Source organism: Bacillus cereus group sp. BfR-BA-01524 (genome assembly GCF_022662595.1).
In the GTDB taxonomy this organism is placed as follows: Bacteria; Bacillota; Bacilli; order Bacillales; family Bacillaceae_G; genus Bacillus_A; species Bacillus_A thuringiensis_S.
Window position 1 is genome coordinate 1 of sequence record NZ_JAKUDW010000081.1, and the last position, 23,390, is coordinate 23,390.

Sequence of the window (23,390 nt, forward strand, 5' to 3'; positions counted from 1 at the left end):
CAATTGCTTGCTCGTCTGAAGAAACACGGATGATTGGAAGGATTGGGCCAAATGGCTCTTCCCAAGCAACTTTCATTCCTTCTGTTACGTGGTCGATTAATGTTGGGTAAATTAAGTTACGCTCACGTTTGTTACCGATAACGATTGTAGCACCTTTTTCAACAGCATCGTCAACTAAGCCTTGAACGAAGTCAGCAGACTTGTCGTCGATTAATGGAACGATTGTGCTGTCTTGTTCTGGAGATCCAACTGATAGTTCAGCTACTTGCGCTTTTAATAAGCTAACAAGCTCGTCCGCTACGTTTTCGTGTACAAGTACACGTTTAATAGCTGTACAACGTTGACCAGAGTAAGAGAATGCACCGCTTACGATATGGTTTGCAGCATCTTGTAAGTCAGCATCTTCACGAACGATACCAGGATCTTTACCACCAAGTTCTAATACAAGTGGAATCATTGAAGCTTTTTTCGCTAAATGTTTACCTGTGTTCGTACCGCCTGTGAACGATACCATATTGATGCCTTCGTGTTCTACTAAGTAGTCACCAATGACAGAACCGCGTCCTGTAGCTACGTTTACAAGACCTTTTGGAAGGCCAGCTTTATGAAGTGCTTCAACCATTTTAATACCACTAATTGCACCTTGAGTTGCTGGTTTGAAAATAACAGCATTACCCATAATTAATGCTGGTGCAAGTTTTGCAGCAGATAAGTTTACTGGGTAGTTAAATGGTGCAATTGCTAATACAACACCAAGTGGTGCGCGTTGGATGATCGCAAGTTTCGATTTCGTTCCGCCAGGGAAGCTATCGCCCATCATGCTTTCTCCGTGTATATGTAAAGCTTCTTCGATCGTGTAACGAATGAAGTCAGCTGTACGAACAACTTCTTTCTTCGCATCTTTATAGCCTTTACCGACTTCTTTCATAATGATATCGGCAATTTCATCCTGCATATTTACGAGCTCATCAGCCCATTTATATAAGTATTTTGCGCGATCTTGTAGGGAAGCTTCAGCCCATGATTTTTGAGCTTCTTTTGCAGATGCAATTGCTTCATCTACTTCTCCGCGAGTAATTGCTTGTACTTGTCCAATTACTTCGTGTAAGTATGGAGATGGAATTTCGATTGTTTCTCCTGAAGAGCTTTCTCTCCATTCTCCGTTTAAATAAAATTTGTACGTAGTGCTAGTTGTCATAATTAGTCCTCCTAAAATAGCAACTTGTAAGAGTGAGTATAAGGTGATTGTAGGGGGTTTGATAATATTTTTCAAATGAAATGTTTGTGAAAACGATTTCTTATTCTTTTTTTATTTTGTATGCCCTTTCTTATGGAATATTCTCTTATTTCAAATTAATTTATCGTATCATGCATCCTCATCATTTTTTATGATTGTCGTGTATTTTATATTATTTGTAAAAAAATAATTGACAGAATACTCAATAAAGTTGTAAGATTATAAATGGAAAATAAATGAAGGGGGTGTGCGTAATGATTGTAATCGTAAATGTAATGAGCTTAGCTCTGTTAAATGGCAGAAAACATTTATATCATTACGCAACCCGTGCGGATATATAGGGCATCTTTGTCTTATAAAAAGCGTACGTTGCGTATATCGTAACGTACGCTTTTTATGCATTTTTGTGCATATCGTCAAGCGGCGGTATGCTTTTTTTTGTTTATTTTCCATGTTACTATATAAAATTTTGGAAGGTGGAAAAATGTGATGAGATTGTATGGGTTACGAAATGTAAATGTGATGGGCTTGGATAGCGGTTAAAGAAGTGGGAGTTAAACGAGAACGAGAAGGGAGAGGTTACATTGTTATCAGTATTACTAAAGTTAAAATGGTTTTTTAGGGAGCATTGGAAGAGATATAGTATCGCCATTGGAGCTCTTTTAATTGTAAATATAGTTGAAGTCATTCCCCCGAAAGTGTTAGGGGTTACGATAGATAATATCAAAACAGGAACGTTATCAAACGAAGCAATTATACAGTCTATTCTTATTTTAGTTGGGGTTACGGTAGTTGGATATGGCCTCACTTTCGTATGGCAACATCAATTGTTTGGCGGTGCATTTGTACTTGAGAAAACGATGCGCTCTAAATTTATGGGGCATTTACTTAAGATGACGCCGACTTTTTATCAAAAAAATCGTACTGGCGATTTAATGGCGAGAGCAACGAATGATTTAAAAGCAATCGCTATGACAGCTGGTTTTGGTATATTAACGCTCGTGGATTCTAGTTTATATATGCTTACGATTGTTTGTATGATGGGTTTTACAATTAGTTGGGAGCTTACATTTGCAGCGCTTATCCCACTTCCAATTATGGCGTATGCGATGAATATATATGGAAAGAAATTGCATGAAAGATTTACAGTTGCGCAAGATGCATTCGGTGATATGAATGATAAAGTGCTTGAATCAATCGCTGGTGTGCGCGTTATTCGTGCATACGTACAAGAGAATGCAGACGAGGAAAGATTTCATCATTTAGGAGATGACGTCTACGAAAAAAACATGAAGGTAGCGAGAATTGATGCATTATTCCAACCAACTGTGAAAATGCTTGTTGGTCTTAGTTATTTAATCGGCTTAGTGTACGGTGCATACCTTGTATTTCAATCAAAGGTGACGCTTGGTGAACTCGTTTCTTTTAACGTGTATTTAGGGATGATGATTTGGCCGATGTTTGCAATTGGTGAACTAATTAATGTTATGCAAAGAGGAAATGCTTCGCTTGACCGTGTGAATGAAACGTTAGCGTATGAACCGGATGTAAAGGATCCGAAAAATCCAAAGCTTGTACAAGAGCCGGATTATATTCAGTTTGATGATGTGTCTTTCTCATACCCTTCATCAACTGGAGAAAATTTAAAGAAGGTTTCTTTCACATTAAAGCAAGGAGAAACGCTTGGGGTTGTCGGAAAAACAGGAAGCGGGAAAACGACGCTTGTACGTCAACTTCTTCGCCAATATCCGCTGGGAGATGGAGATATTGCAGTTTCTGATGTGACATTAGATAAAATGACGAATGAAAATGTACTCGGGTGGATTGGGTATGTACCTCAGGAACATATTTTGTTCTCAAAAACAGCGAGAGAAAATATTTTATTCGGAAACCGAGAAGCGACTGAAGAAGAACTCGAGAAAGCGATTGAAATTGCTGCGTTTACAAAGGATTTAGAGTTTTTACCAGAAGGGTTAGAAACGCTCGTTGGAGAGAAAGGTGTTTCTTTATCAGGTGGACAAAAGCAAAGGATTTCAATTGCGCGAGCTGTTATTCAAAATCCAGAAATTTTAATTTTGGATGATTCTTTATCAGCTGTAGATGCTCGTACGGAAGCGGCGATTATTGAAAATATAAGAACAGAAAGAAGCGGAAAGACGACGATTATTACGACGCACCGTTTATCTGCCGTACAACATGCGGATTGGATTCTCGTTATGGATGAAGGTGAAGTAATGGAAGAGGGTACGCATGATCAGCTTATTAAAAGCGGAGGCTGGTATGCTGAGCAGTTTGAAAGACAACAAGGTGAAAGTGAAAGTGCGGATAGTGGGGTGAAAATATGAGCGTTTCAAAACGATTATTTCAATATGCGATGAAAGTGAAAGGGACGATTTTTGCTGCGATGTTAATGTTATTTATTTTCGTCATTGCAGAGCTTGCTGGTCCTTTCGTTGCTAAAACGATGATTGATGATCATATCGTCGGGATAGAGAAACCTTGGTATGAAACAGAAAAGAGTGAAGAAGCTGTTTCATATAATGGGGCCTTTTATAAGCGAAGTGATCGCTTTGAACAAGGTGAGACAAAAGGTAAAGAAGTACGTGTGATGCAAGTCGGTTTTCAATATTATTTTGTACCGAATAAAGTGAATATTGAAGGGTCACGTACTGTAAAAGGTGATATGATTACCGTTCAAAATGGTAAGGCGGTGCAAGTGTATAAAGCGAAGGCATTAACGAAAGAAGAAGTGTTTGCGTTTTATAAACCAGAAATAAACCGTCTATTATTACTTGGTGGTGGCTATTTCGCTTTATTAGTAGTCGTATCGTTATTTGCATACGGAAAGCAGTTTTTCTTGCAGAAGGCAGCGAACAAAATTATTCAAATTATGAGGGAAGATGTTTTTTCTCATATTCAAACGTTGCCAATTCGGTACTTTGATCATTTACCGGCAGGGAAAATTGTTTCGCGTGTGACGAATGATACAGAGGCCATTCGTGATTTATATGTAACGGTGCTGGCAACATTCGTTTCTAGTATCATCTATATTATTGGGATATTCGCTGCGCTATTTTTATTAGATGTGAAGCTCGCTTCATTATGTTTATTAATTATCCCAATTTTAATCGTTTGGGCAATTCTTTATAGAAAGTATGCGTCTGTATACAATCATAAAATGCGTTCACGTTTATCCGATATTAACGGAACGGTGAATGAATCCATTCAAGGGATGCCAATTATTCAAGCGTTCCGTCAAGAGCGTGAAACGAAAAAAGAATTTGAAGAATTAAATGGCGATTATTTTAAGTATCAAAATAAAATTTTAAATTTAAATGCAGCAACTTCGCATAACTTAGTAGCCGTATTAAGAAATATCGCTTTCACAGGAGTAATTTGGTATTTCGGCGGTGCGTCATTAAGTGCTACAGGTATTATTTCACTTGGGGTACTGTATGCGTTCGTCGATTATTTAACACGATTATTCTCGCCAATTACGAATATGGTGAACCAGCTTGCAAACTTAGAGCAAGCGCGCGTTGCATCAGAACGTGTCTTTGAATTGTTAGAGGAAAAAGGGGAAGCGGTAGAAGAAGAACGTATGCCTCGTTTAAAAGGAAATGTGAAATTTGATAATGTATCATTTTCTTATAATGGAAAAGATGAAGTGTTAAAAAATATTTCTTTTGAAGCGAAACAAGGCGAGACAGTGGCACTTGTCGGTCATACTGGATCAGGAAAAAGTTCTATCATGAATGTACTCTTTCAATTTTATGAGTTTGAAAAAGGAAAGCTTACGATTGATGGTCATGATGTAAAAGAAATGCCGAAACAAGCAACTCGTGAGCATATGGGAATCGTACTGCAAGATCCGTTTTTATTTAGCGGGACGGTCGCTTCCAATGTAAGCTTAGAAAACGAAAAAATTTCAAAAGAGCGTATCATAAAAGCATTGCATGATGTTGGTGCTGAAAGATTTGCAAACAATATAAATGAAGAAATTACAGAAAAGGGAAGTACGCTTTCCACTGGAGAACGTCAGCTTATTTCGTTTGCTAGGGCGCTTGCTTTTGATCCAGCTATCTTAATTTTAGATGAAGCAACGTCTAGTATTGATACAGAAACAGAGGCGATGATTCAACAGGCATTGGAAGTTGTAAAAAAAGGAAGAACGACATTTATTATTGCTCATCGTCTTTCAACGATTAAAAGCGCAGATCAAATTATTGTGCTCGATAGAGGAACAATTTTGGAAAAAGGTTCCCATGATGAACTAATGAAAAAGCGCGGGCGTTATTATGATATGTATAAAACGCAAATGGAAGGAAACCAGAGCGCTTAATAGGTATGGAGGAGAACTTGCAGGTTTTGCAAGTTCTTTTTTAGTGAATCAGGGCAGTTAAATAAGAAGTATTGTTTTACCTTTTTCTTTATAAATGCTATATTAAAAAATGTTACTTATTTTTTGTATGTGGCGTTATTTTTCCCTTTTGTTTGATTATGAAGAAAAAGGATAAACTAAATAAGAACATTTTCATTGAAAAATTGTTCAAGATTGCATACAATCAATATAGTTTTTAAATTCCTATCAGAATACTTGGAGGATTACTATCATGAAGAAATTATTTTCAGTGCTTGCAGTAACTACATTAGCGATCGGGATTGTAGCCGGCTGCGGTAAAGAAGAGAAAAAAGATACAGCTAGTCAAGACGCGTTACAAAAGATTAAACAAAGCGGTGAACTTGTAATTGGTACAGAAGGTACATACCCACCATTTACGTTCCACGATTCAAGCAATAAATTAACTGGATTCGATGTTGAACTATCAGAAGAAGTTGCAAAACGTTTAGGTGTAAAACCTGTATTTAAAGAAACACAATGGGATAGCTTACTTGCTGGCCTTGATGCAAAACGTTTCGATATGGTTGCAAACGAAGTTGGTATTCGTGAAGATCGTCAAAAGAAATACGATTTCTCTAAACCATACATTTCATCTTCAGCGGCATTAGTTATCGCAAAAGATAAAGATAAGCCTGCTACATTTGCTGATGTAAAAGGGTTAAAAGGAGCACAATCTTTAACGAGTAACTATGCAGATATCGCTAAGAAAAACGGTGCAGAAATCGAAGGTGTAGAAGGATTTAGCCAAGCGGCAGAATTATTAGCTTCAGGACGCGTTGATTTTACAATTAATGATAAGTTATCAGTATTAAATTATTTAGAAACGAAAAAAGATGCAAAAATTAAAATTGTAGATACAGAAAAAGAAGCTTCACAAAGTGGATTCTTATTCCGTAAAGGTAGCGATAAGCTTGTACAAGAAGTAGATAAAGCGTTAGAAGATATGAAAAAAGACGGTACGTATGACAAAATAACGAAAAAATGGTTCGGTGAAAATGTATCTAAGTAGTGCATTAGTTTCAGATCGATTGTCTACTTGGATAGATATTATGCAGTCTTCCTTCATGCCTATGCTGAAGGAAGCTGTTTTTACAACAATTCCATTAACGCTTATTACATTTATTATCGGGATTATACTGGCGACGTTAACAGCGCTCGCACGTATTTCAGGTAGTCGTATTTTACAATGGATTGCTCGTATCTATGTATCTATCATTCGCGGAACGCCACTTCTTGTACAATTATTTATTATTTTCTATGGTCTTCCAACTCTTAACATTCAAGTTGAGCCATATACAGCAGCAGTTGTTGGATTTTCATTAAATGTCGGTGCATATGCATCTGAAATTATTCGTGCTTCTATCCTTTCAATTCCGAAAGGGCAGTGGGAAGCAGCTTACACAATTGGGATGACATACCCGCAAGCGTTAAAACGTGTTATTTTACCACAAGCGACGCGTGTATCAATCCCGCCGCTTTCAAATACATTTATTAGCTTAGTGAAGGATACTTCATTAGCATCGTTAATTTTAGTAACAGAAATGTTCCGAAAAGCGCAGGAAATTGCGGCGATGAACTACGAGTTTTTAATTGTTTATTTTGAAGCAGGTCTTATTTATTGGGTTATTTGTTTCTTATTATCAATCGTACAACAGATGTTAGAAAAGCGTTCAGAACGCTATACGTTAAAATAATCCTTTTACAAAAGGAGTTTTTGTTTTTATGATTTCAATTCAACATTTACAAAAAAGTTTCGGAGATAATACCGTACTAAAGCATATAGATTTATCAGTTGAGAAAGGTGAGGTTGTTGTTATTATCGGGCCATCTGGATCTGGTAAAACGACATTCTTACGTTGTCTTAACGTACTAGAAACGCCAAACGCCGGTAACATTCGTATCGGCAATAAAGAGCTTAACTTCTCTCAAAAAGTATCGAAGAAAGATATTGTAAATCTTCGTACACAAACAGGGATGGTGTTCCAACATCATAACTTATTCCCTCATTTAACAGCACTTCAAAACGTAATGGAAGGGCTCGTTACAGTGAAAAAGATGGGGAAAGAAGAAGCAAAGAAAAAAGCAAACTATTTCCTTGAAAAAGTTGGTTTAGCAGATAAAGTGGATTTATATCCGTTCCAATTATCAGGTGGTCAACAACAGCGCGTTGGAATTGCGCGCGCGCTGGCGATGGAGCCAGAAGTGTTACTATTTGATGAACCGACTTCAGCGCTTGATCCTGAACTCGTTCAAGAGGTTTTAAAAGTAATGAAAGAACTTGCTAAAGAAGGCATGACGATGGTTATTGTAACGCACGAAATGCGTTTTGCACATCAAATTGCCAACCGTGTTATTTTCATGGATGGTGGTGTTGTTGTCGAACAAGGTACACCAGAAGATGTATTTACAAATCCAAAAGAAGAACGCACGAAAAAGTTTTTACAAATGTTACAGTAAATTAAGAAAGGTCTCAGGGTATATGCCCTGAGACCTTTTTGCCATATATATTTATTTTTGGAATCCGCCAAGGCTTTGCTCAGCCATTGCAACTAGACGTTTTGTAATTTCTCCACCAACTGAACCGTTAGCGCGAGCCGTAGAATCTGCTCCTAATTGTACACCAAATTCTTGAGCGATTTCGTACTTCATTTGATCGATTGCAGCTGTTGCACCTGGTACTACTAATTGATTGTAAGAACTTTGGTTTGCCATAGGAATATATCCTCCTTAGAGTTAGAAAAATTTTTTTTGGTTGGACTAGCTGGAGTTGAACCAGATTATCGCCCCGGTTGGCGCTAATCCATCGGTAATTAAGTTTGTACTCATAGTATGGATGTTACCTAGAAAGATATACAAAATAATAATTTGTAAATTTTGTCAAAAAAACTTATTGATTTCGTAAATTATGAAATAAGAGTAATCGTTGTATTTTTAAGAAAACAGGCCAAACTAAGGAGGATATTAAATATAATTTTCTCATTATAGCCTGCTACTTGTAGGCTAATCATTAGCTTCTTATTTATGATTTATTGAAATGAAATCGGTAGCAACTTCATAGTTCTATTTTTAAGTAGGGATGGAGTGACCGCTCCTATGCATGGGTAGGTGCTCTCTTCAATCTAAAAAAGAGAGGCTTTAAACGATAACGTATGGAGGAATCATGATGGGGATTTGCCCGCTTTGCAACGCATTAGAATCACAAACATATTCTTGTCAAAATTGCCAAAGTATACTCCAAGATTATGGGAAGTCTGTAGATTACATAGACGATTATAGTGCCTATATGGATCAAGAATTATTAAGTGCAGTAGATGGTTTAACGCATAATAATTCAAATGAATATTGCAATCATATTTTTTATTGCGGAGTATGTAACGTGGAAACTGAGGTTGTAGTGAAACTTGTGTAAATAGAAAACTTCCACCTTATTATCTAGGTGGAAGTTTTTGTATTTGTATTTGTGAGTGAATCATAGGAGAAGGGATATGTTCGGTGTTTGATGAAGTCCCGGATTTGATTTGAGACATTTTTTCTTTTGTATCACGTAAAGAATGTTCAGTTAAGTAGACGGCATATTCGTAAAATAATTGGCGCGTCATTTCACTTTGTTCTTTTAATTTTTCATCTTGGAATACAGTTCGCCCAGGTTTAGAGTTAGCTTCAAAGAGCCACGGATTTTCCTTTGTGTCTAAACCGATATCAAAACCGATTTCTCCAATATTTCCGGTTACTTGTTCATCGAGCGCGTAACTTATTTGTAAGGCAGTATGTTTTAATTTATTTTCAATTTGAACTTGTTTCGTTGAATCTGGAAAAAGCTCTTGTAGCAATTTTGTATCACCGCCGCTATTTACGTGCGTTGTTAAACTGCCTTTGCCGGCGATTTTGGCGACGATTGCACTAACTATCCAATTACCGAAATGGTTTTTATTTGTATGAATGCGGAAATCAACAGGTTGCCCATCGAAGCGAAGTAATGAAATACCTTGCTGTACGATAAACTTTTTTAAATCATGTCCTTTTAATACGTGGTTTAGAAGAGTTTCTAATGATTGATACTTTCTCAGTTTATTTTTTTCATTTTCGCGATAACGACAGTAGTAGCAATTCTCTGTTTGAGAATAAAATATTTGATGAATATTTCTACCAAAGCTCCCGTGTATTGGTTTCATGTACACAGATTTATACGTGCCAAGAAACCGTTCTACTTGTTCAAAATGCTGAAATGCTTCTGTGTTTGGTAATAAGTGTCTAATTGATTCGTCTTTTATAAGAAGTTGATGAACTTCCCATTTATTGAAAAATCCTGGGTTAAACCATGGAATGGAGTAGTCATGTTCTAACTTTCTTTTTGCTCTGACGATCGGTTTATAATTTTCTGCTTGTCGATTCGGTAATCGATCGTAAATAACATTTGGTAAAGGGACCTTTTTCTTTATCCATTGTTTCTCTTGAAAGAAATATCCTTCAATCGTTTCCTCTTCCCAGTTTATATGCTGAACGCCAAAGACGAATACGAACGGTCGTAATGAGAATGGTGGTGTTAACAACTCACTGAGAGCAATTGAACGATTTCCTAAAGGGTTAGAAGAATCATCGTTAAAGCCAGTTGTAAAAATGCCGATTAATGGTCCGAAAATAATTGTTTGGTTTTGTGTGATTGCATGAATAGTAGTTGATTGAGGTAGTAAAAGTTTTTCGGCAATATGTTTTCCGATAATAATTTCGCGAGTAAAGGAATAATGAATTTTCACCTCTTCACTTGCAATGTGACGTATACCGAAGGAGAGGGATGTAATAGGCGGCGTAATAGAAAAAACGTAAGGTAAAGTAATGCTATTTGGATGTTCATCTGAAATGTTTAATGTATATATATGTTCTTTCAAAATAGGTTTACCTCCTTTCATTATGGTGTAAAGCGACTGAATTTAAGTGGTCCGTGAAATATCTTTTCAGCTAATGAATCACTATGACGAATGTATTGTTCGTAAGGGGGAAGCGTGTTGACATACATAAGCCAAATTGCGCCTTTTTGATCCATAATTGTGGAAAGTTCTAGTTCAAATAACGAAGAATAAGACTGATCTAGTGTTTGGAATACTTCATTTATAATGTCGTGTAAAGCGTCTTGCAATAGTTGCACACCCGTACTAGATAGTACGTATTTAATTTTTGAAAATGAATGTAATGAATCATCGGCCGTTGCTGAGGGTAAAAGTTGATTAGGAAATGAGCTTTTTTGTATAAATTGACCGATAACATTCCAAGTTTGTTCTTTGTTTTTTTGCAAAATGGTTCGAATGTGGAGTGGATATGTTAATTGATTTGGTGGTTGTAGCATAGTGTGTGCTATGTAACGTGATGAAGGTATGTTAGATTTACACCAAGATATAAATTCGTCTGTCCGTTTTAATGGAAGAGAAGTATGGTATTTTTCATTTACTGTATCGATATGAAACGTTTTATTTTTGTAAGCAACTCGATATAAGTTATCCTTTGAATGTGTATTAGTGGGGCGTATAATAATGTCTTTAGTTTTTAACAACAGTTTAAAAATGTTTTGTATCGTTGCCACTTCAAATTTTGGTATATAAGGAGACAGTTTTTTATTAGTGAGAAATAAATCATGTAGTTCACTTAAATTAATAAGTGTGTTATTTAAAAAGGTAGTGGAAGGACGATTGTGCAAAGAGTGAATAATTGATTTTGCTTTTTCAAAGTTTGTTTCCTCGTGAAAAGAATAACGATCATATATATAAGAAGGAATAGGGAATGTTTGCTCTTTCCATTTTCCTGTATCTGTATCGTAAATAAGACCAGAAACAAGGTCTGTTTTAGGATCAATACAAAATGGCGTAAACTGAGCAACGACATTATGATAAAGCCGAGCGCGTTTAGCGATTTCGGTGTAATACGTTTGCTCATAATGAAGTTTAGAAGCTAAAAGACCGAGAACCAACGAAATCACTCCTTTACTACTATTTGCATAATAGGCGAAGCTATATATTGCAAATACGTTTTTATACCATTATACTTTTGTCCGTATGATGATATGCTATAGTTTTGGAGAAGTGAAAGGTTGATTGTAATGAATATATGGTTAAATATGTTAACGACGACAGGACTCGGAGCGATTATTGGAGGATATACGAATCATTTAGCGATAAAAATGTTATTTCGTCCTCATCGTCCTATTTATATCGGGAAGTTTCAAGTTCCATTTACACCAGGATTAATTCCGAAGCGCAGGGATGAACTTGCTGTTCAATTAGGGAAAATGGTTGTAGAGCATTTGTTAACACCGGAAGGAATCGGAAAAAAGCTAACAAATGAAGAGTTTCAAAAGGGTTTAATCCACTGGGCGCAAGTAGAAGTGGATAAAGTAATTACGAATGAACAATCACTGCGACATATGTTAGAAAAATGGAATGTAGCGCATGTAGAAGAAGAAGCGACTCGAAAAATCGAACATGTGATTACAGAAAAAATTCATGCATTTTTAGCAGAGTATTATACATATACATGGGAACAGGCTTTACCTCATTCTGTAAATGAAAAAGTAGAGAATGCGATTCCGAATGTCTCGGCGTTTATTTTAGAACGAGGAATTAGCTTTTTTGAAAGTGAAGAAGGGAAAGGTCGTCTTTCAAAAATGATTGATGATTTCTTCGCTTCTCGCGGAACGCTACTTAACTTAGTCGGAATGTTTTTAGGAAATGTAAGTGTAGTGGATCGTGTGCAGCCAGAAGTTATTAAGTTTTTAGGTCAAGATGGTACAAAGCAGCTTTTAACTGACGTACTGCAAAAAGAGTGGGAAAAGTTAAAAGGAAGAGATGTAAAAGAATTAGAAGCATTTGTAGAGAAAGAAATGATTGTAAGCTCCGTGCTGTCAGCAGTTAAAGTAGAGGAAACTGTGAATAAGTTTTTAAATCAATCTGTTCAGCAAGCATGTGAACCAGTTCGAGAAACAATTATTGAAAAAGTGGTTCCAAGCGCAGTAACGAAAGGCTTGAAGTGGGGAACAGAAAACGTAGAGAGTATACTAAACAATCTACACCTTGCGGAAATTGTCCAGCAAGAAGTGTCTACATTTTCAACAGAAAGATTAGAAGACTTAGTTCTGTCTATTACAAAAAACGAATTGAAAATGATTACGTATTTAGGGGCGTTATTAGGCGGAATGATTGGTCTCGTGCAAGGATTGTTATTATTGTTTCTTAGATAATAAGGTGAGTACATAGAAATAAAAGTGAAATTTCTTCACATCTCTTGCATAGTTTGATATGGTAAGAAGAGGTGCGTATGTAAATGCACTGAAAAGGCAGTGCGAGTCAAATGCGCTAGCCTTCTAAAGGAGGAAAAATAAAATGACAAAGAACATTCATGATGTTGCATATGAATTACAAAAAGCAATCGCTGAAAACGAAGACTTCAAAACTTTAAAAGAGAGCTACGCAGCAGTTCAAGCTGACACAGCTTCAAAGAACTTATTCGATGAGTTCCGTACAATGCAACTTAGCCTACAACAAAAAATGATGCAAGGCCAAGAAATCACTGAAGAAGACAACCAACAAGCACAAGAAGTTGTAGCTCGCATTCAACAAGATGCTAAAATTACAAAATTAATGGAAACTGAGCAACGCCTAAACGTTGTAATCGGTGACGTTAACAAAATTATCATGAAGCCACTTGAAGAATTATATAGCGCGCAACAACAAGCGTAATGAGAGAAGACGCTCCTAGTATAGGGGCGTCTTTTTCAGTGACAATAAAGGTGTTTAATTTTAGTATAAGAAATGTAATAGCCACCTATTAAAATTAACTTGTAGGTGGTTTTAAATTTATTTAAAACTAAATTTAATTGTTGTAGCCTTTAATTTATAAAAATAATAAAGTTGGTTAATTTTTCTTCAACTAATGCCGCTTATTGAAAAAAAATAGCTTGCTCCATTTACTAAATTTTTATCCTGTTTTACATAGCTTAATCTGCCTCAACATCTTTTTCACCTAAATTTTGAACAAATCTTAATAGATAACCATCAGGATCCATAATTAAAAATTCTTTTTGTCCCTTTAATTTAGTATCAGCTCTATACCAATTCTCTTGAATATCAAATTTAATTGGATACTCGTTCTTTTTCAAACTATCATATAGTGAATCAATATCATTTATGATAATTTGAAAATTGATTCCTCTTCCGTAGGGATAAGATAACTCCCCAGTACTCCAATGACCATTTACTTCTTCAATCATAATCTGGCAGTCATTTAAAGACAGTAAAGCAAACTTATCCTCTGGTCTTTGATATTCAATTTTAAACAGGAGAATTTCCGAATAGAAATTTAAACTTTCCTCCATATCTGAAACTGATAGCTCTGGTATTAATGCATTGAGTTTGTGCAAAAATGCTGCCCCCTTTGCTTAAGTTATTGATTATTATAACACTCACTATAAATTCTTCTTCCATTAAACTACTTCGTTAGCCCTATAAGAAGTAAACAAGTTTATTATCTCTACACACGTCTTTTTTGTTTGTTATTTTTTGAAATACTCCGTTTTAATGTTTTTCTCCTTCAAAAACTTTTCAATTTCTTTTTGCTTCCTACCATTAACTTTCTCAAAGCGCTTTGTAAAAGAGAAATCAGTTTTGAATAAGTTACCATCTTGAGCGAATTTTTCTATTTCCTGATCTAATTCTACTGAAAGTGCTGTAGATGCTGAAATATAATTATGAATTTCCTTTGAAGGCTGTTTGTAATCATCAGGAATCGTATTGTTACTAATAAAATGATGGAAGTTCGCATCGTTTTGTTGAGCTAAATCTATTAGTTTTTGTAATTTCTCTCGGTCGGACTCAGTAACCTTCTCGTCAGACATGGCTGACGAAAGTGGAACGATGTTTTCGTATAACTCTCCGCTATAATCTATATAATTTTTTATATTTTGTTTCATTTCGTCTTCATTAATAGTTTCGTTTTTCTTTGAGGAACTAAATATATTTTCTGGAACTTTAATAGCAACATCTTTAATAGATTGTACATCGTTTTCTTCCTTAGGTTGTGCACTGTTTGAACAAGCTGATAGAAATAAAAGAGTAAGTAGCATGAGTGAATATAAAGTATATTTCTTCATTTTAATCTCCTTTTACATTCATTAGTGTCTTTGTAAAATAGCAATATTCCATTTCAAATACTTTACTAAAAGTGCATATAGATGTTTTACCATTTGATAAGATATGACGGATATGAGTAAACCGACGCAAAAAGCGATGAACACATTATAAACATCGGAATAACTAATTTGATGAAACCCTTTAAAGAATCCTAATCCTATTAATAAAATAGGCGAAATAATTAATACTGGCGTGGCAATGATAAGTGCTAGAAGAATCGGTAATAAAAAGAGTAGTACGAAAAAGGCGATAAAGATAAAGGCAAAGTTTAAAACACTTAAGCTCATAACAGAAAAAAGTGCAATTATCATATTTTTGAAACTTCGTTTACTGTCAGCATTGCTTATTGCATAGGAAACAGTAAGTTCTTTAGCAATGGTTTTAGGGTTTCCTAGCTTTTTAGAAATTTCCTCTTCAGATATTCCATCTTGTTTACCACTAATAAAATGGGTTTTGTACTCCGCGATAATATCCTCCTTTTCTGAATTAGGCATATTCCGTAGGGAAGAACTAAGTTGCTCTAAAAATTCATTTTTGTTCATAACAATCACTTTCCTTTATAAAATGATGAATTATGGCTGAAAATCCTATCTTTTTTCTAAACAGCACACTCGATCTATATCTACTTTTTGAAAGGAGATATACTAATTGTGAATAACATTCCAAATAATGGGTATTCCATTGTTTACAAATATATCACTTACTATTATTCTTTGCAAGGTACTATAAAATTGTTAATATTATAAATGGGTGGAAATATTTTTGTGTATTTTTAGAAGAGATACAAAAATGTTATTTTAAGATAAACAAAAGGTTGTAAGCGCATTCTTTAAAACTTGTCAAAATAATGTCAAATTCATATTGTTGGAAAAATAATGCATTTGTAATATAATGATAAAGGTACTTCACCAGCTTAATTAACTAGGTGAAATTAAAATCTTTATTACACACATTATGAAATAAAGGGATGATTAGTTTGAGTACAGGTGTAAAAGCAAACGACGTGAAGACAAAAACAAAAGGAGCAGATCTTGTTGTTGATTGTTTAATTAAACAAGGTGTTACACATGTTTTCGGTATTCCAGGAGCGAAGATTGACTCTGTATTTGATGTACTGCAAGAAAGAGGACCAGAGTTAATTGTTTGTCGTCATGAACAAAATGCAGCATTTATGGCAGCAGCGATTGGTAGATTAACAGGGAAACCGGGCGTATGTCTTGTAACTTCAGGACCAGGGACATCAAATTTAGCGACAGGTCTTGTTACTGCGAATGCGGAGAGTGATCCCGTTGTTGCTTTAGCTGGTGCAGTTCCGCGTACAGATCGATTAAAACGTACGCATCAATCTATGGATAATGCTGCACTATTCGAACCAATCACAAAATATAGCGTAGAAGTAGAGCATCCTGATAATGTGCCAGAAGCATTATCAAATGCATTTCGAAGTGCGACTTCTACAAATCCAGGCGCTACTTTAGTAAGTCTTCCGCAAGACGTTATGACTGCGGAAACGACTGTAGGGTCTATCGGTGCGCTTTCTAAGCCGCAGCTTGGAATCGCTCCCACGCATGATATTACATATGTAATAGAAAAAATAAAATCAGCGAAATTACCAGTTATTCTACTTGGTATGAGAGCGAGCACAAATGAAGTGACGAAAGCTGTTCGTAAATTAATTGCGGATACAGAACTTCCTGTCGTTGAAACATATCAAGCAGCTGGTGCGATTTCACGTGAGTTAGAAGATCATTTCTTCGGCCGCGTTGGATTATTCCGTAACCAACCAGGTGATATTTTACTAGAAGAAGCAGACCTTGTTATTTCTATCGGTTATGATCCAATCGAGTATGATCCAAAGTTTTGGAATAAACTTGGCGACAGAACGATTATTCATCTTGACGACCATCAAGCAGATATCGACCATGATTACCAACCAGAGCGTGAATTAATTGGTGATATTGCCTTAACGGTAAATAGCATCGCGGAAAAATTACCGAAACTTGTATTAAGTACGAAATCAGAAGCGGTATTAGAACGATTACGTGCGAAATTATCAGAACAAGCAGAAGTTCCAAATCGTCCTTCAGAAGGTGTTACGCATCCACTTCAAGTAATTCGTACACTTCGTTCTTTAATTAGTGACGATACAACCGTTACATGTGACATCGGTTCCCATTCTATTTGGATGGCGAGATGTTTCCGTTCTTATGAACCACGTCGACTATTATTTAGTAACGGTATGCAAACGTTAGGGGTTGCACTACCTTGGGCAATTGCCGCTACTTTAGTAGAACCAGGTAAAAAAGTAGTTTCCGTATCAGGTGATGGTGGTTTCTTATTCTCTTCGATGGAGTTAGAAACAGCAGTACGTTTAAATTCGCCGATCGTACATCTTGTTTGGAGAGACGGCACATATGATATGGTTGCATTCCAACAAATGATGAAATACGGCAGAACATCAGCTACAGAGTTTGGCGATGTTGATCTTGTGAAATATGCGGAAAGTTTCGGGGCGTTAGGTCTTCGTGTTAACACGCCTGATGAATTAGAAGGTGTGTTAAAATCCGCGCTAGCAGCAGATGGTCCTGTCATTATTGATATTCCAATTGACTATCGTGACAACATTAAATTAAGCGAAAAATTATTACCAAACCAATTAAACTAATGGAGGCAGATTTGAGATGACTGTTGCGCAATTAATTGATATTGATGCAAAAAAAACGAAAACGAGTAATGAAGTATATCAAACATCTACAATGCTTGCGCTATTAGATGGTATATATGATGGTGTGATTAGCTTTGAAGATTTGAAAAAACATGGTGATTTCGGCATCGGCACATTTGATCAATTAGATGGCGAAATGATTGCATTTGATAATGAATTTTATCATTTACGTTCAGACGGTTCAGCAGAAAAAGTAGAGCCAGAAGAAACAACGCCATTTGCGACTGTAACGTTTTTTGAAAAAGAAATGAGTTATACGGTAGAGCGTCCGATGAATCGTGAAGAAGTTGAAGCGTTATTACATGAATTAATGCCAAGTAAAAACTTATTTTACGGTATTCGAATGGACGGTACGTTCCGTGAAGTAAGGACGAGAACTGTTCCAAGACAAGAAAAACCGTATACACCGCTCGTTGAAGTGACGAAATCACAACCAATCTTTTCATTTGAAAATACAGAAGGTACGCTTGCTGGATTTTGGACACCAGATTATGCACAAGGTATTGGGGTAGCTGGATTCCACTTACATTATATTGATGATGAAAGAAGCGGGGGTGGACATGTTTTCGACTATGTTATAGAAAACTGTACGATCCAAATTTGTCAAAAAGCTCATATGCATTTAGCACTTCCAGAAACAGCTGATTTTATGGCGGCTGAATTATCAAGAGAAAACATAGAGGATAATATTGCAACTGCGGAAGGTGCAGAGTAAAAGGGAAAGACTGTTCCATTTTGGAACAGTCTTCTTTTATTCGTAATGTTATTATTTGTCGATAAATCGATATTTCTTGTCGAACCGTTGATATATTGTAAGTTATGATAGATATATTTGAAAAATCGTTGATATTGCTTATTTCTTTGAAACAAACGGATGTCCATCATAATAAAAACGCCACGGATAATGTACAGCTTCTTCTGCATAGTCGATATTAATACGAGGTCCTGCTGCTATTTTATATTGTGATGATATGTGTTCGTCTTTTGGGACGAGTTCAATATGTAATGTGTCACTTTGTAATGATAAGCCTCGTTCTTCTAAAGTAATTCCGAGGGCACGGCATAGTTTGCCAGGACCGTTTGTTAAATTTTTGTACTGCGCTTTTGTAATGTCTGTTTTGTTGTAGCGTGCTAGTTTTATTTCTTCTATTCCATTTACCGGCTCAAGGGCTCGAATGAGAACACCTTGCGGGGTACCAACTGGTGCTGTAATAACGTTAAAACAATGATACATACCGTAAATTAAATATACGTAAGCATGTCCTGGTGTGCCAAACATGACTTCTGTGCGGTCTGTCCGTCTGCCGCCGTAACTATGTGCGGCCTTATCATCTGGGCCTTTATATGCTTCTACTTCTACAATGATTCCGCTTCGCTTTATTCCGTCTACAATATGAACGAGTTTTTGCCCGAGTAATTTTTTTGCTACTTCTAACGTATCGCCTTCATAAAAGGAAGGAGGTGCCTGCATTGTACTATCTCCTTTGCTAAGTGTATATGTATATAGTAAACCAAATTTTCAGTAGTAATTCTAACTCGTTCTATTTATCGGGTGTATTTCATAAATTATGGATAGAGTACAACAGCGAAGAGGGGGAGTGCGACATGATTTATCGCTTACTAGCTCTTAATATAGATGGGACACTACTATACAACAATGGGAAAATTGCAAAAGGATTAAGAGAAACAATTGAATTTGTGAAAAGAAAAGATGTATACGTTACGTTATTTACGAGCCGTAATTTTCAATCCGCTCATAAAGTAGCAAAGGCGTTAAAATTAGATTCTATATTAGTGACACATGGTGGTGCTTTCGTTTCAGCAACGTTAGATAAGCCGTACGTTCAAAGAAGATTATCTGAAGAGAAGACTTTTAACATTGTGCAAGTGTTAGAGCACTTTGATTGTAACGTACGTATTTCTCATGAACGGTTTTCGATAGGAAATCGTGAGAGAAATACACCAAACTTAATTGCGCGTACTGTATTATCAAGCGCAGACCCGTTATTTTATCCAGTTCAATTTGTAGATTCGTTAGGTGACGCGCTTCGTGATCATCCGGTGGCGGCGCCGAAAATTGATGTTCTTTTCCAAACTAAAGGTGAAAAAGAAAGAGGACTGAACACATTAAGAAAAGCATTCCAAGATGTAGAGTATGTTGAATGTGATTCAAAACGAATAGAAATCTTGCCGCAAAATGTATCAAAGTTACGCGGGTTACAATTGCTTGGAGATCATTTAAATATTTCGCTAAATGAGATGGTTGCGATTGGAGATAGTATGGAAGATTTAGAGGTTATTGAAAACGTAGGACTTGGGGTAGCGATGGGGAACGCACCTGTAGAATTAAAGCAAGCAGCAGATTGGATTACACGTTCAAATAGTGAGAACGGTGTAGAGTACATGATTAAAGAGCATTTCCGTAAGCAATTCCCGCTTCCGTTTTTGAAGAATCATAAAAATACACCGAAATGATGAAAGAAAAACGTAGCTTTTTGGCTACGTTTTTTTTGTGGAGCTTATTAAAAGGAATGAAAACGTTTTAAATTGTGAATTGTGTATGAAACCCATACAATTTACTTGAATCCTCTAAAAAACTAATGTAAAGTGGATGATGTTACCAAATAGTTACACCACATGAAGCATTCTTCAGATTAATTTTATTGAGCTCCCATACGTAAAAACATTTCCGCATGATAGTTTAGTTCACGTATTATTTCAAAAATGAATTGTAGTAATTTTATTAAGTCGTTGTAGCGTTTCTTTGTTTTATTTAAATGGATTATTTTAAGTTAATGTGAGTAAGACCTGGTACAGACGAAATGTGCTTTTTTTTGTGATTTTAGGAAGTTTAAAAGGGGGAATGAATTTCTTGAGGAAATCATTTAATCAAAAAATTAAAAAGTTAAGTAGTAGTTTAATAGTTGTATTACTAATATGTATGAATTTTTTAATCCATTTACCATTTAAAGCAGAGGCAGCTACAACAGAATTAAAAGGTTTAGGTGATGTATCTTATTACAATGCCATCATTTTTGGAGATCATAGTGCAACGAGTGCGGATATTGAAGGTGCGATGGCTGTTCAGAAAAATATGAACGCATCAAGTTATACAGTCGTAGCGGCTGCAACTGGAGCAAATAACTTAGCTGGAGCGACTTGGGTAGATGAAGGATATCCATCATTATTACTAGGCGGTCAATTTAAGAAAGCGGGAGAAGGACAAGTAATCATTCAAGATGGAACAGTGGCGATGACAAAAGACGGTGACCCAGATGGTGCAATGAAAACATCATATGATCGTATCTCTTATAAAGAGCAAGCGGAGATTGATGCTAAGTTTAAAGAATTTAGAAAAGACGTTGATGGTGTAATCGGGGATGCAAGTAAACTGCAGACTGATAAGCCAAAACCTAATATGAGCTTTGGAATCGGTGAAGATGTAAACAACCCTAATATTTATGTCTCTTCAGGCCAAACTGGAAAGAAAACATTTGATGTAAAAGACGTTTTTCTTCCGAATGTAGAGAATAAAGACTTTATTGTTATTTATTCAGATGCAGAAGAAGTGAGTTTTGGTGGCGGTGCAATTTTGTATGATACAAGAAATACTGGGATGGCAACGGATTTAATTAATACATCTCAAGCATACGACCCTAATTCATCTTTTACTGAGTTAGCTAGTAAGGTAATTTGGGTATTTCCTAATGCTACAAAGATGACAACTAAAGGTTATGGTGTAGTAGGTAGTGTGTTTGCACCTAATGCAGTTGTAGAAACAAAAGGTGGTTCTATTAATGGACAAGCCTATGTTGGAGGATTACACCAAAGAGATGGTTTTGAGGTTCATAACTTTAAATTTAACTGGCCAAAGTGGAATAAGCCGGTAGCCGAAAAAGGACATTTACAAATTAAAAAAGTTGATGAAAATGATAAAAACATTGTTTTAAAAGACGCAAAATTTGATGTTATAGACAAAGATAATAACGTTGTGGCTACTGTTACAACAAACGAAAAGGGTATTGCGGAAGTTAAAGATTTACCACTTGGTGACTATTTTGTAAAAGAAATAAGTGCACCAGAAGGATATATAAAAGTTGATACACCAGTCAAAGTAACAATTGATAATACAAACGTAATTGAACTTGTTATGAAGAATACGAAAAAAGTAGAGAATGGCCAATTTAAATTATTGAAAAAAGATAGTGAATCTGGTCAACTTCTACCAGGTGCAAAATTTGATGTTATCGATAAAGATGGGAAAGTTGTGGAAACAATTGTTACAGATGATAAAGGTGAAGCCTTATCGAAACAACTTCCAGTTGGAAGCTATACATTAAAAGAAGTAGAAGCACCGAAAGGATATGAATTATCATCTAGTTCAGTTTCTGTTGATGTAGAGGCTAATAAAGTAGTGACTGTAGATGTGGTGAATAAAAAGATCCCTGAAAAAGTAACAGGTCAATTTGAAATTGTGAAAGTAGATGCGGAAGATAAAACGAAAGTATTATCAGATGCAGAATTCGAAGTGTATAAAGATGGTAAAAAAGTAGATACGTTACGAACAGATAAAACTGGTAAAGTAGTTTCTCAGAAATTAGAACCAGGAAAGTACACATTAAAAGAAACGAAAGCACCACAAGGATATAAATTGCTAAAAGAAGAAATTGAAGTCGTTGTGGAAGCAAACAAAGTAGTAGAAGTACAAATAGAAAACGCAAAAGAACTAGGAAGCTTACAAGTAACCAAAAAGGATGCAGAGAGTGGAAAAGTTCTAGCAGGTGCAGAATTTAAATTAAAGAACGAAGCTGGTCAAGTAGTTGGAGAAGCAAAAACAACGAATAAAGACGGTGTTGTGAAATTCGAAAACGTAGTGCCAGGAAAGTACACGTTAGAAGAAACGAAAGCACCAGAAGGTTATAAGGCGCTAGAAGTGACAGTAGAAGTAAACGTTGTAGCGAACGAAGTAGTAAAACAAGAAGTTACGAATGAAAAAGTAACAGGTCAATTTGAAATTGTGAAAGTAGATGCGAATGATAAAACGAAATTGTTATCAGGTGCAGAATTCGAAGTGTATAAAGATGGTAAAAAGGTAGCGGAACTGAAAACAGATGAGAGTGGAAAAGTGATGTCACCAAAATTACCGCTAGGTGAATACACAGTGAAAGAAACGAAAGCACCAGCGGGCTACAAGCTTTCAAATAAAGAATGGAAAGTAACAATTCAAAACGAGAAAGAAGTAGTAAAAGTAGAGGCAGAAAACGAAAAAATCTTAGGTTCTCTACAAATTATTAAAATGGATGATAAAGATCAAACGAAACGCTTAGCAGGCGCAGAATTTACATTGAAAGATGCGAAAGGAAATGTTGTAAAAGAAGGAATTACAACAGATAAGTCTGGGACAGTTAAAGTAGACGGACTTGTGCCGGGTGAATATACGTTAGAAGAAACAAAAGCACCAGAAGGTTATGAGTTAACAAAACAAGTAATTCATGTAACAGTTGACGGTGAAAAAGTTATTGATGTAAAAGTAACGAACAGTAAGAGCCTTGGTCAATTCGAAATCGTAAAAGTAGATGCGGAAGACAAAACGAAAGTATTATCAGACGCAGAATTCGAAGTGTATAAAGATGGTAAAAAAGTAGATACGTTACGAACAGATAAAACAGGTAAAGTAATCTCTCAGAAATTAGAACCAGGAACATACACATTAAAAGAAACGAAAGCACCACAAGGGTATAAGTTGTTAAAAGAAGAAATTAAAGTCGTTGTGGAAGCGGACAAAGTAGTAGAAGTACAAGTAGAAAACGCAAAAGAACTAGGAAGCTTACAAGTAATCAAAAAGGATGCAGA

The 23,390-nt window shown here is 35.9% G+C and carries 20 protein-coding genes; 12 read left to right on the forward strand and 8 right to left on the reverse strand.

The window, feature by feature from the left end; genetic code table 11:
- On the reverse strand, positions 1 to 1,198 hold a 1,198-nt coding region (gene gapN / locus MR170_RS23000; protein WP_242309469.1), incomplete at its 3' end, for an NADP-dependent glyceraldehyde-3-phosphate dehydrogenase.
- Positions 1,199 to 1,821: 623 nt separating this feature from the next.
- Here gapN and MR170_RS23005 point away from each other — a divergent pair.
- From MR170_RS23005 to MR170_RS23025, 5 genes are all read left to right on the forward strand, one after another.
- On the forward strand, positions 1,822 to 3,582 hold the full coding sequence (locus MR170_RS23005) for an ABC transporter ATP-binding protein (RefSeq protein WP_242309470.1): 1,761 nt from the start codon (positions 1,822 to 1,824) through the stop codon (positions 3,580 to 3,582).
- Positions 3,579 to 5,579 (forward strand): ABC transporter ATP-binding protein, encoded by a 2,001-nt coding sequence (locus MR170_RS23010; protein ID WP_242309472.1) that lies wholly within the window; start codon positions 3,579 to 3,581, stop codon positions 5,577 to 5,579. The genes MR170_RS23005 and MR170_RS23010 overlap by 4 nt, the downstream gene beginning before the upstream one ends.
- A gap of 271 nt (positions 5,580 to 5,850) precedes the next feature.
- A complete protein-coding gene (locus tag MR170_RS23015; RefSeq protein WP_016082716.1) occupies positions 5,851 to 6,648 on the forward strand; it encodes an amino acid ABC transporter substrate-binding protein in 798 nt (265 codons plus the stop codon).
- Positions 6,635 to 7,333: an amino acid ABC transporter permease gene (locus MR170_RS23020; RefSeq protein ID WP_016082715.1), complete on the forward strand. Its 699-nt coding sequence runs from the start codon at positions 6,635 to 6,637 to the stop codon at positions 7,331 to 7,333. The genes MR170_RS23015 and MR170_RS23020 overlap by 14 nt, the downstream gene beginning before the upstream one ends.
- 28 nt (positions 7,334 to 7,361) lie before the next feature.
- A complete protein-coding gene (locus MR170_RS23025) occupies positions 7,362 to 8,096 on the forward strand; it encodes an amino acid ABC transporter ATP-binding protein (protein ID WP_029441704.1) in 735 nt (244 codons plus the stop codon).
- A 51-nt stretch (positions 8,097 to 8,147) separates the two neighbouring features.
- On the opposite strand, the gene sasP is transcribed toward MR170_RS23025, so the two are convergent.
- The gene (sasP, locus tag MR170_RS23030; RefSeq protein WP_000013349.1) at positions 8,148 to 8,351 is read right to left on the reverse strand and encodes a small acid-soluble spore protein, SasP family; all 204 of its coding nucleotides are present in this window, start codon (positions 8,349 to 8,351) and stop codon (positions 8,148 to 8,150) included.
- A gap of 451 nt (positions 8,352 to 8,802) precedes the next feature.
- Here sasP and MR170_RS23035 point away from each other — a divergent pair, with 451 nt between their 5' ends.
- Complete coding sequence (locus MR170_RS23035) at positions 8,803 to 9,048, forward strand: hypothetical protein (protein ID WP_000510474.1); 246 nt, start codon at positions 8,803 to 8,805, stop codon at positions 9,046 to 9,048.
- A gap of 19 nt (positions 9,049 to 9,067) precedes the next feature.
- Here MR170_RS23035 and MR170_RS23040 read toward each other — a convergent pair whose 3' ends face one another.
- Complete coding sequence (locus tag MR170_RS23040; protein WP_242309474.1) at positions 9,068 to 10,525, reverse strand: YheC/YheD family endospore coat-associated protein; 1,458 nt, start codon at positions 10,523 to 10,525, stop codon at positions 9,068 to 9,070.
- Positions 10,526 to 10,545: 20 nt separating this feature from the next.
- Positions 10,546 to 11,598 (reverse strand): YheC/YheD family endospore coat-associated protein, encoded by a 1,053-nt coding sequence (locus MR170_RS23045; protein WP_029441706.1) that lies wholly within the window; start codon positions 11,596 to 11,598, stop codon positions 10,546 to 10,548.
- A 129-nt stretch (positions 11,599 to 11,727) separates the two neighbouring features.
- Here MR170_RS23045 and MR170_RS23050 point away from each other — a divergent pair, with 129 nt between their 5' ends.
- Together MR170_RS23050 and MR170_RS23055 are read left to right on the forward strand one after the other, a co-directional pair.
- On the forward strand, positions 11,728 to 12,864 hold the full coding sequence (locus MR170_RS23050; protein WP_242309476.1) for a DUF445 domain-containing protein: 1,137 nt from the start codon (positions 11,728 to 11,730) through the stop codon (positions 12,862 to 12,864).
- A 142-nt stretch (positions 12,865 to 13,006) separates the two neighbouring features.
- Positions 13,007 to 13,363 (forward strand): YlbF/YmcA family competence regulator, encoded by a 357-nt coding sequence (locus MR170_RS23055; RefSeq protein WP_000164614.1) that lies wholly within the window; start codon positions 13,007 to 13,009, stop codon positions 13,361 to 13,363.
- Positions 13,364 to 13,620: 257 nt separating this feature from the next.
- Here MR170_RS23055 and MR170_RS23060 read toward each other — a convergent pair whose 3' ends face one another.
- From MR170_RS23060 to MR170_RS23070, 3 genes are all read right to left on the reverse strand, one after another.
- Positions 13,621 to 14,043: a bleomycin resistance protein gene (locus MR170_RS23060; RefSeq protein WP_106823022.1), complete on the reverse strand. Its 423-nt coding sequence runs from the start codon at positions 14,041 to 14,043 to the stop codon at positions 13,621 to 13,623.
- Between the two features lie 132 nt (positions 14,044 to 14,175).
- Complete coding sequence (locus MR170_RS23065) at positions 14,176 to 14,772, reverse strand: NDxxF motif lipoprotein (protein WP_242309478.1); 597 nt, start codon at positions 14,770 to 14,772, stop codon at positions 14,176 to 14,178.
- 21 nt (positions 14,773 to 14,793) lie between these two features.
- A complete protein-coding gene (locus MR170_RS23070; RefSeq protein WP_242309480.1) occupies positions 14,794 to 15,354 on the reverse strand; it encodes an HAAS signaling domain-containing protein in 561 nt (186 codons plus the stop codon).
- A 434-nt stretch (positions 15,355 to 15,788) separates the two neighbouring features.
- Here MR170_RS23070 and alsS point away from each other — a divergent pair, with 434 nt between their 5' ends.
- The gene (gene alsS, locus MR170_RS23075; protein WP_242309482.1) at positions 15,789 to 17,477 is read left to right on the forward strand and encodes an acetolactate synthase AlsS; all 1,689 of its coding nucleotides are present in this window, start codon (positions 15,789 to 15,791) and stop codon (positions 17,475 to 17,477) included.
- Positions 17,478 to 17,493: 16 nt separating this feature from the next.
- The gene (gene alsD, locus MR170_RS23080; RefSeq protein ID WP_242309484.1) at positions 17,494 to 18,252 is read left to right on the forward strand and encodes an alpha-acetolactate decarboxylase; all 759 of its coding nucleotides are present in this window, start codon (positions 17,494 to 17,496) and stop codon (positions 18,250 to 18,252) included.
- 138 nt (positions 18,253 to 18,390) lie between these two features.
- Here alsD and MR170_RS23085 read toward each other — a convergent pair whose 3' ends face one another.
- Positions 18,391 to 19,008: a DNA-3-methyladenine glycosylase gene (locus MR170_RS23085; protein ID WP_242309485.1), complete on the reverse strand. Its 618-nt coding sequence runs from the start codon at positions 19,006 to 19,008 to the stop codon at positions 18,391 to 18,393.
- Positions 19,009 to 19,142: 134 nt separating this feature from the next.
- Here MR170_RS23085 and MR170_RS23090 point away from each other — a divergent pair, with 134 nt between their 5' ends.
- A complete protein-coding gene (locus tag MR170_RS23090; RefSeq protein ID WP_242309488.1) occupies positions 19,143 to 20,012 on the forward strand; it encodes a Cof-type HAD-IIB family hydrolase in 870 nt (289 codons plus the stop codon).
- Positions 20,013 to 20,409: 397 nt separating this feature from the next.
- A partial coding sequence (locus MR170_RS23095; protein ID WP_242309489.1) for an MSCRAMM family protein occupies positions 20,410 to 23,390 on the forward strand: 2,981 nt, incomplete at its 3' end.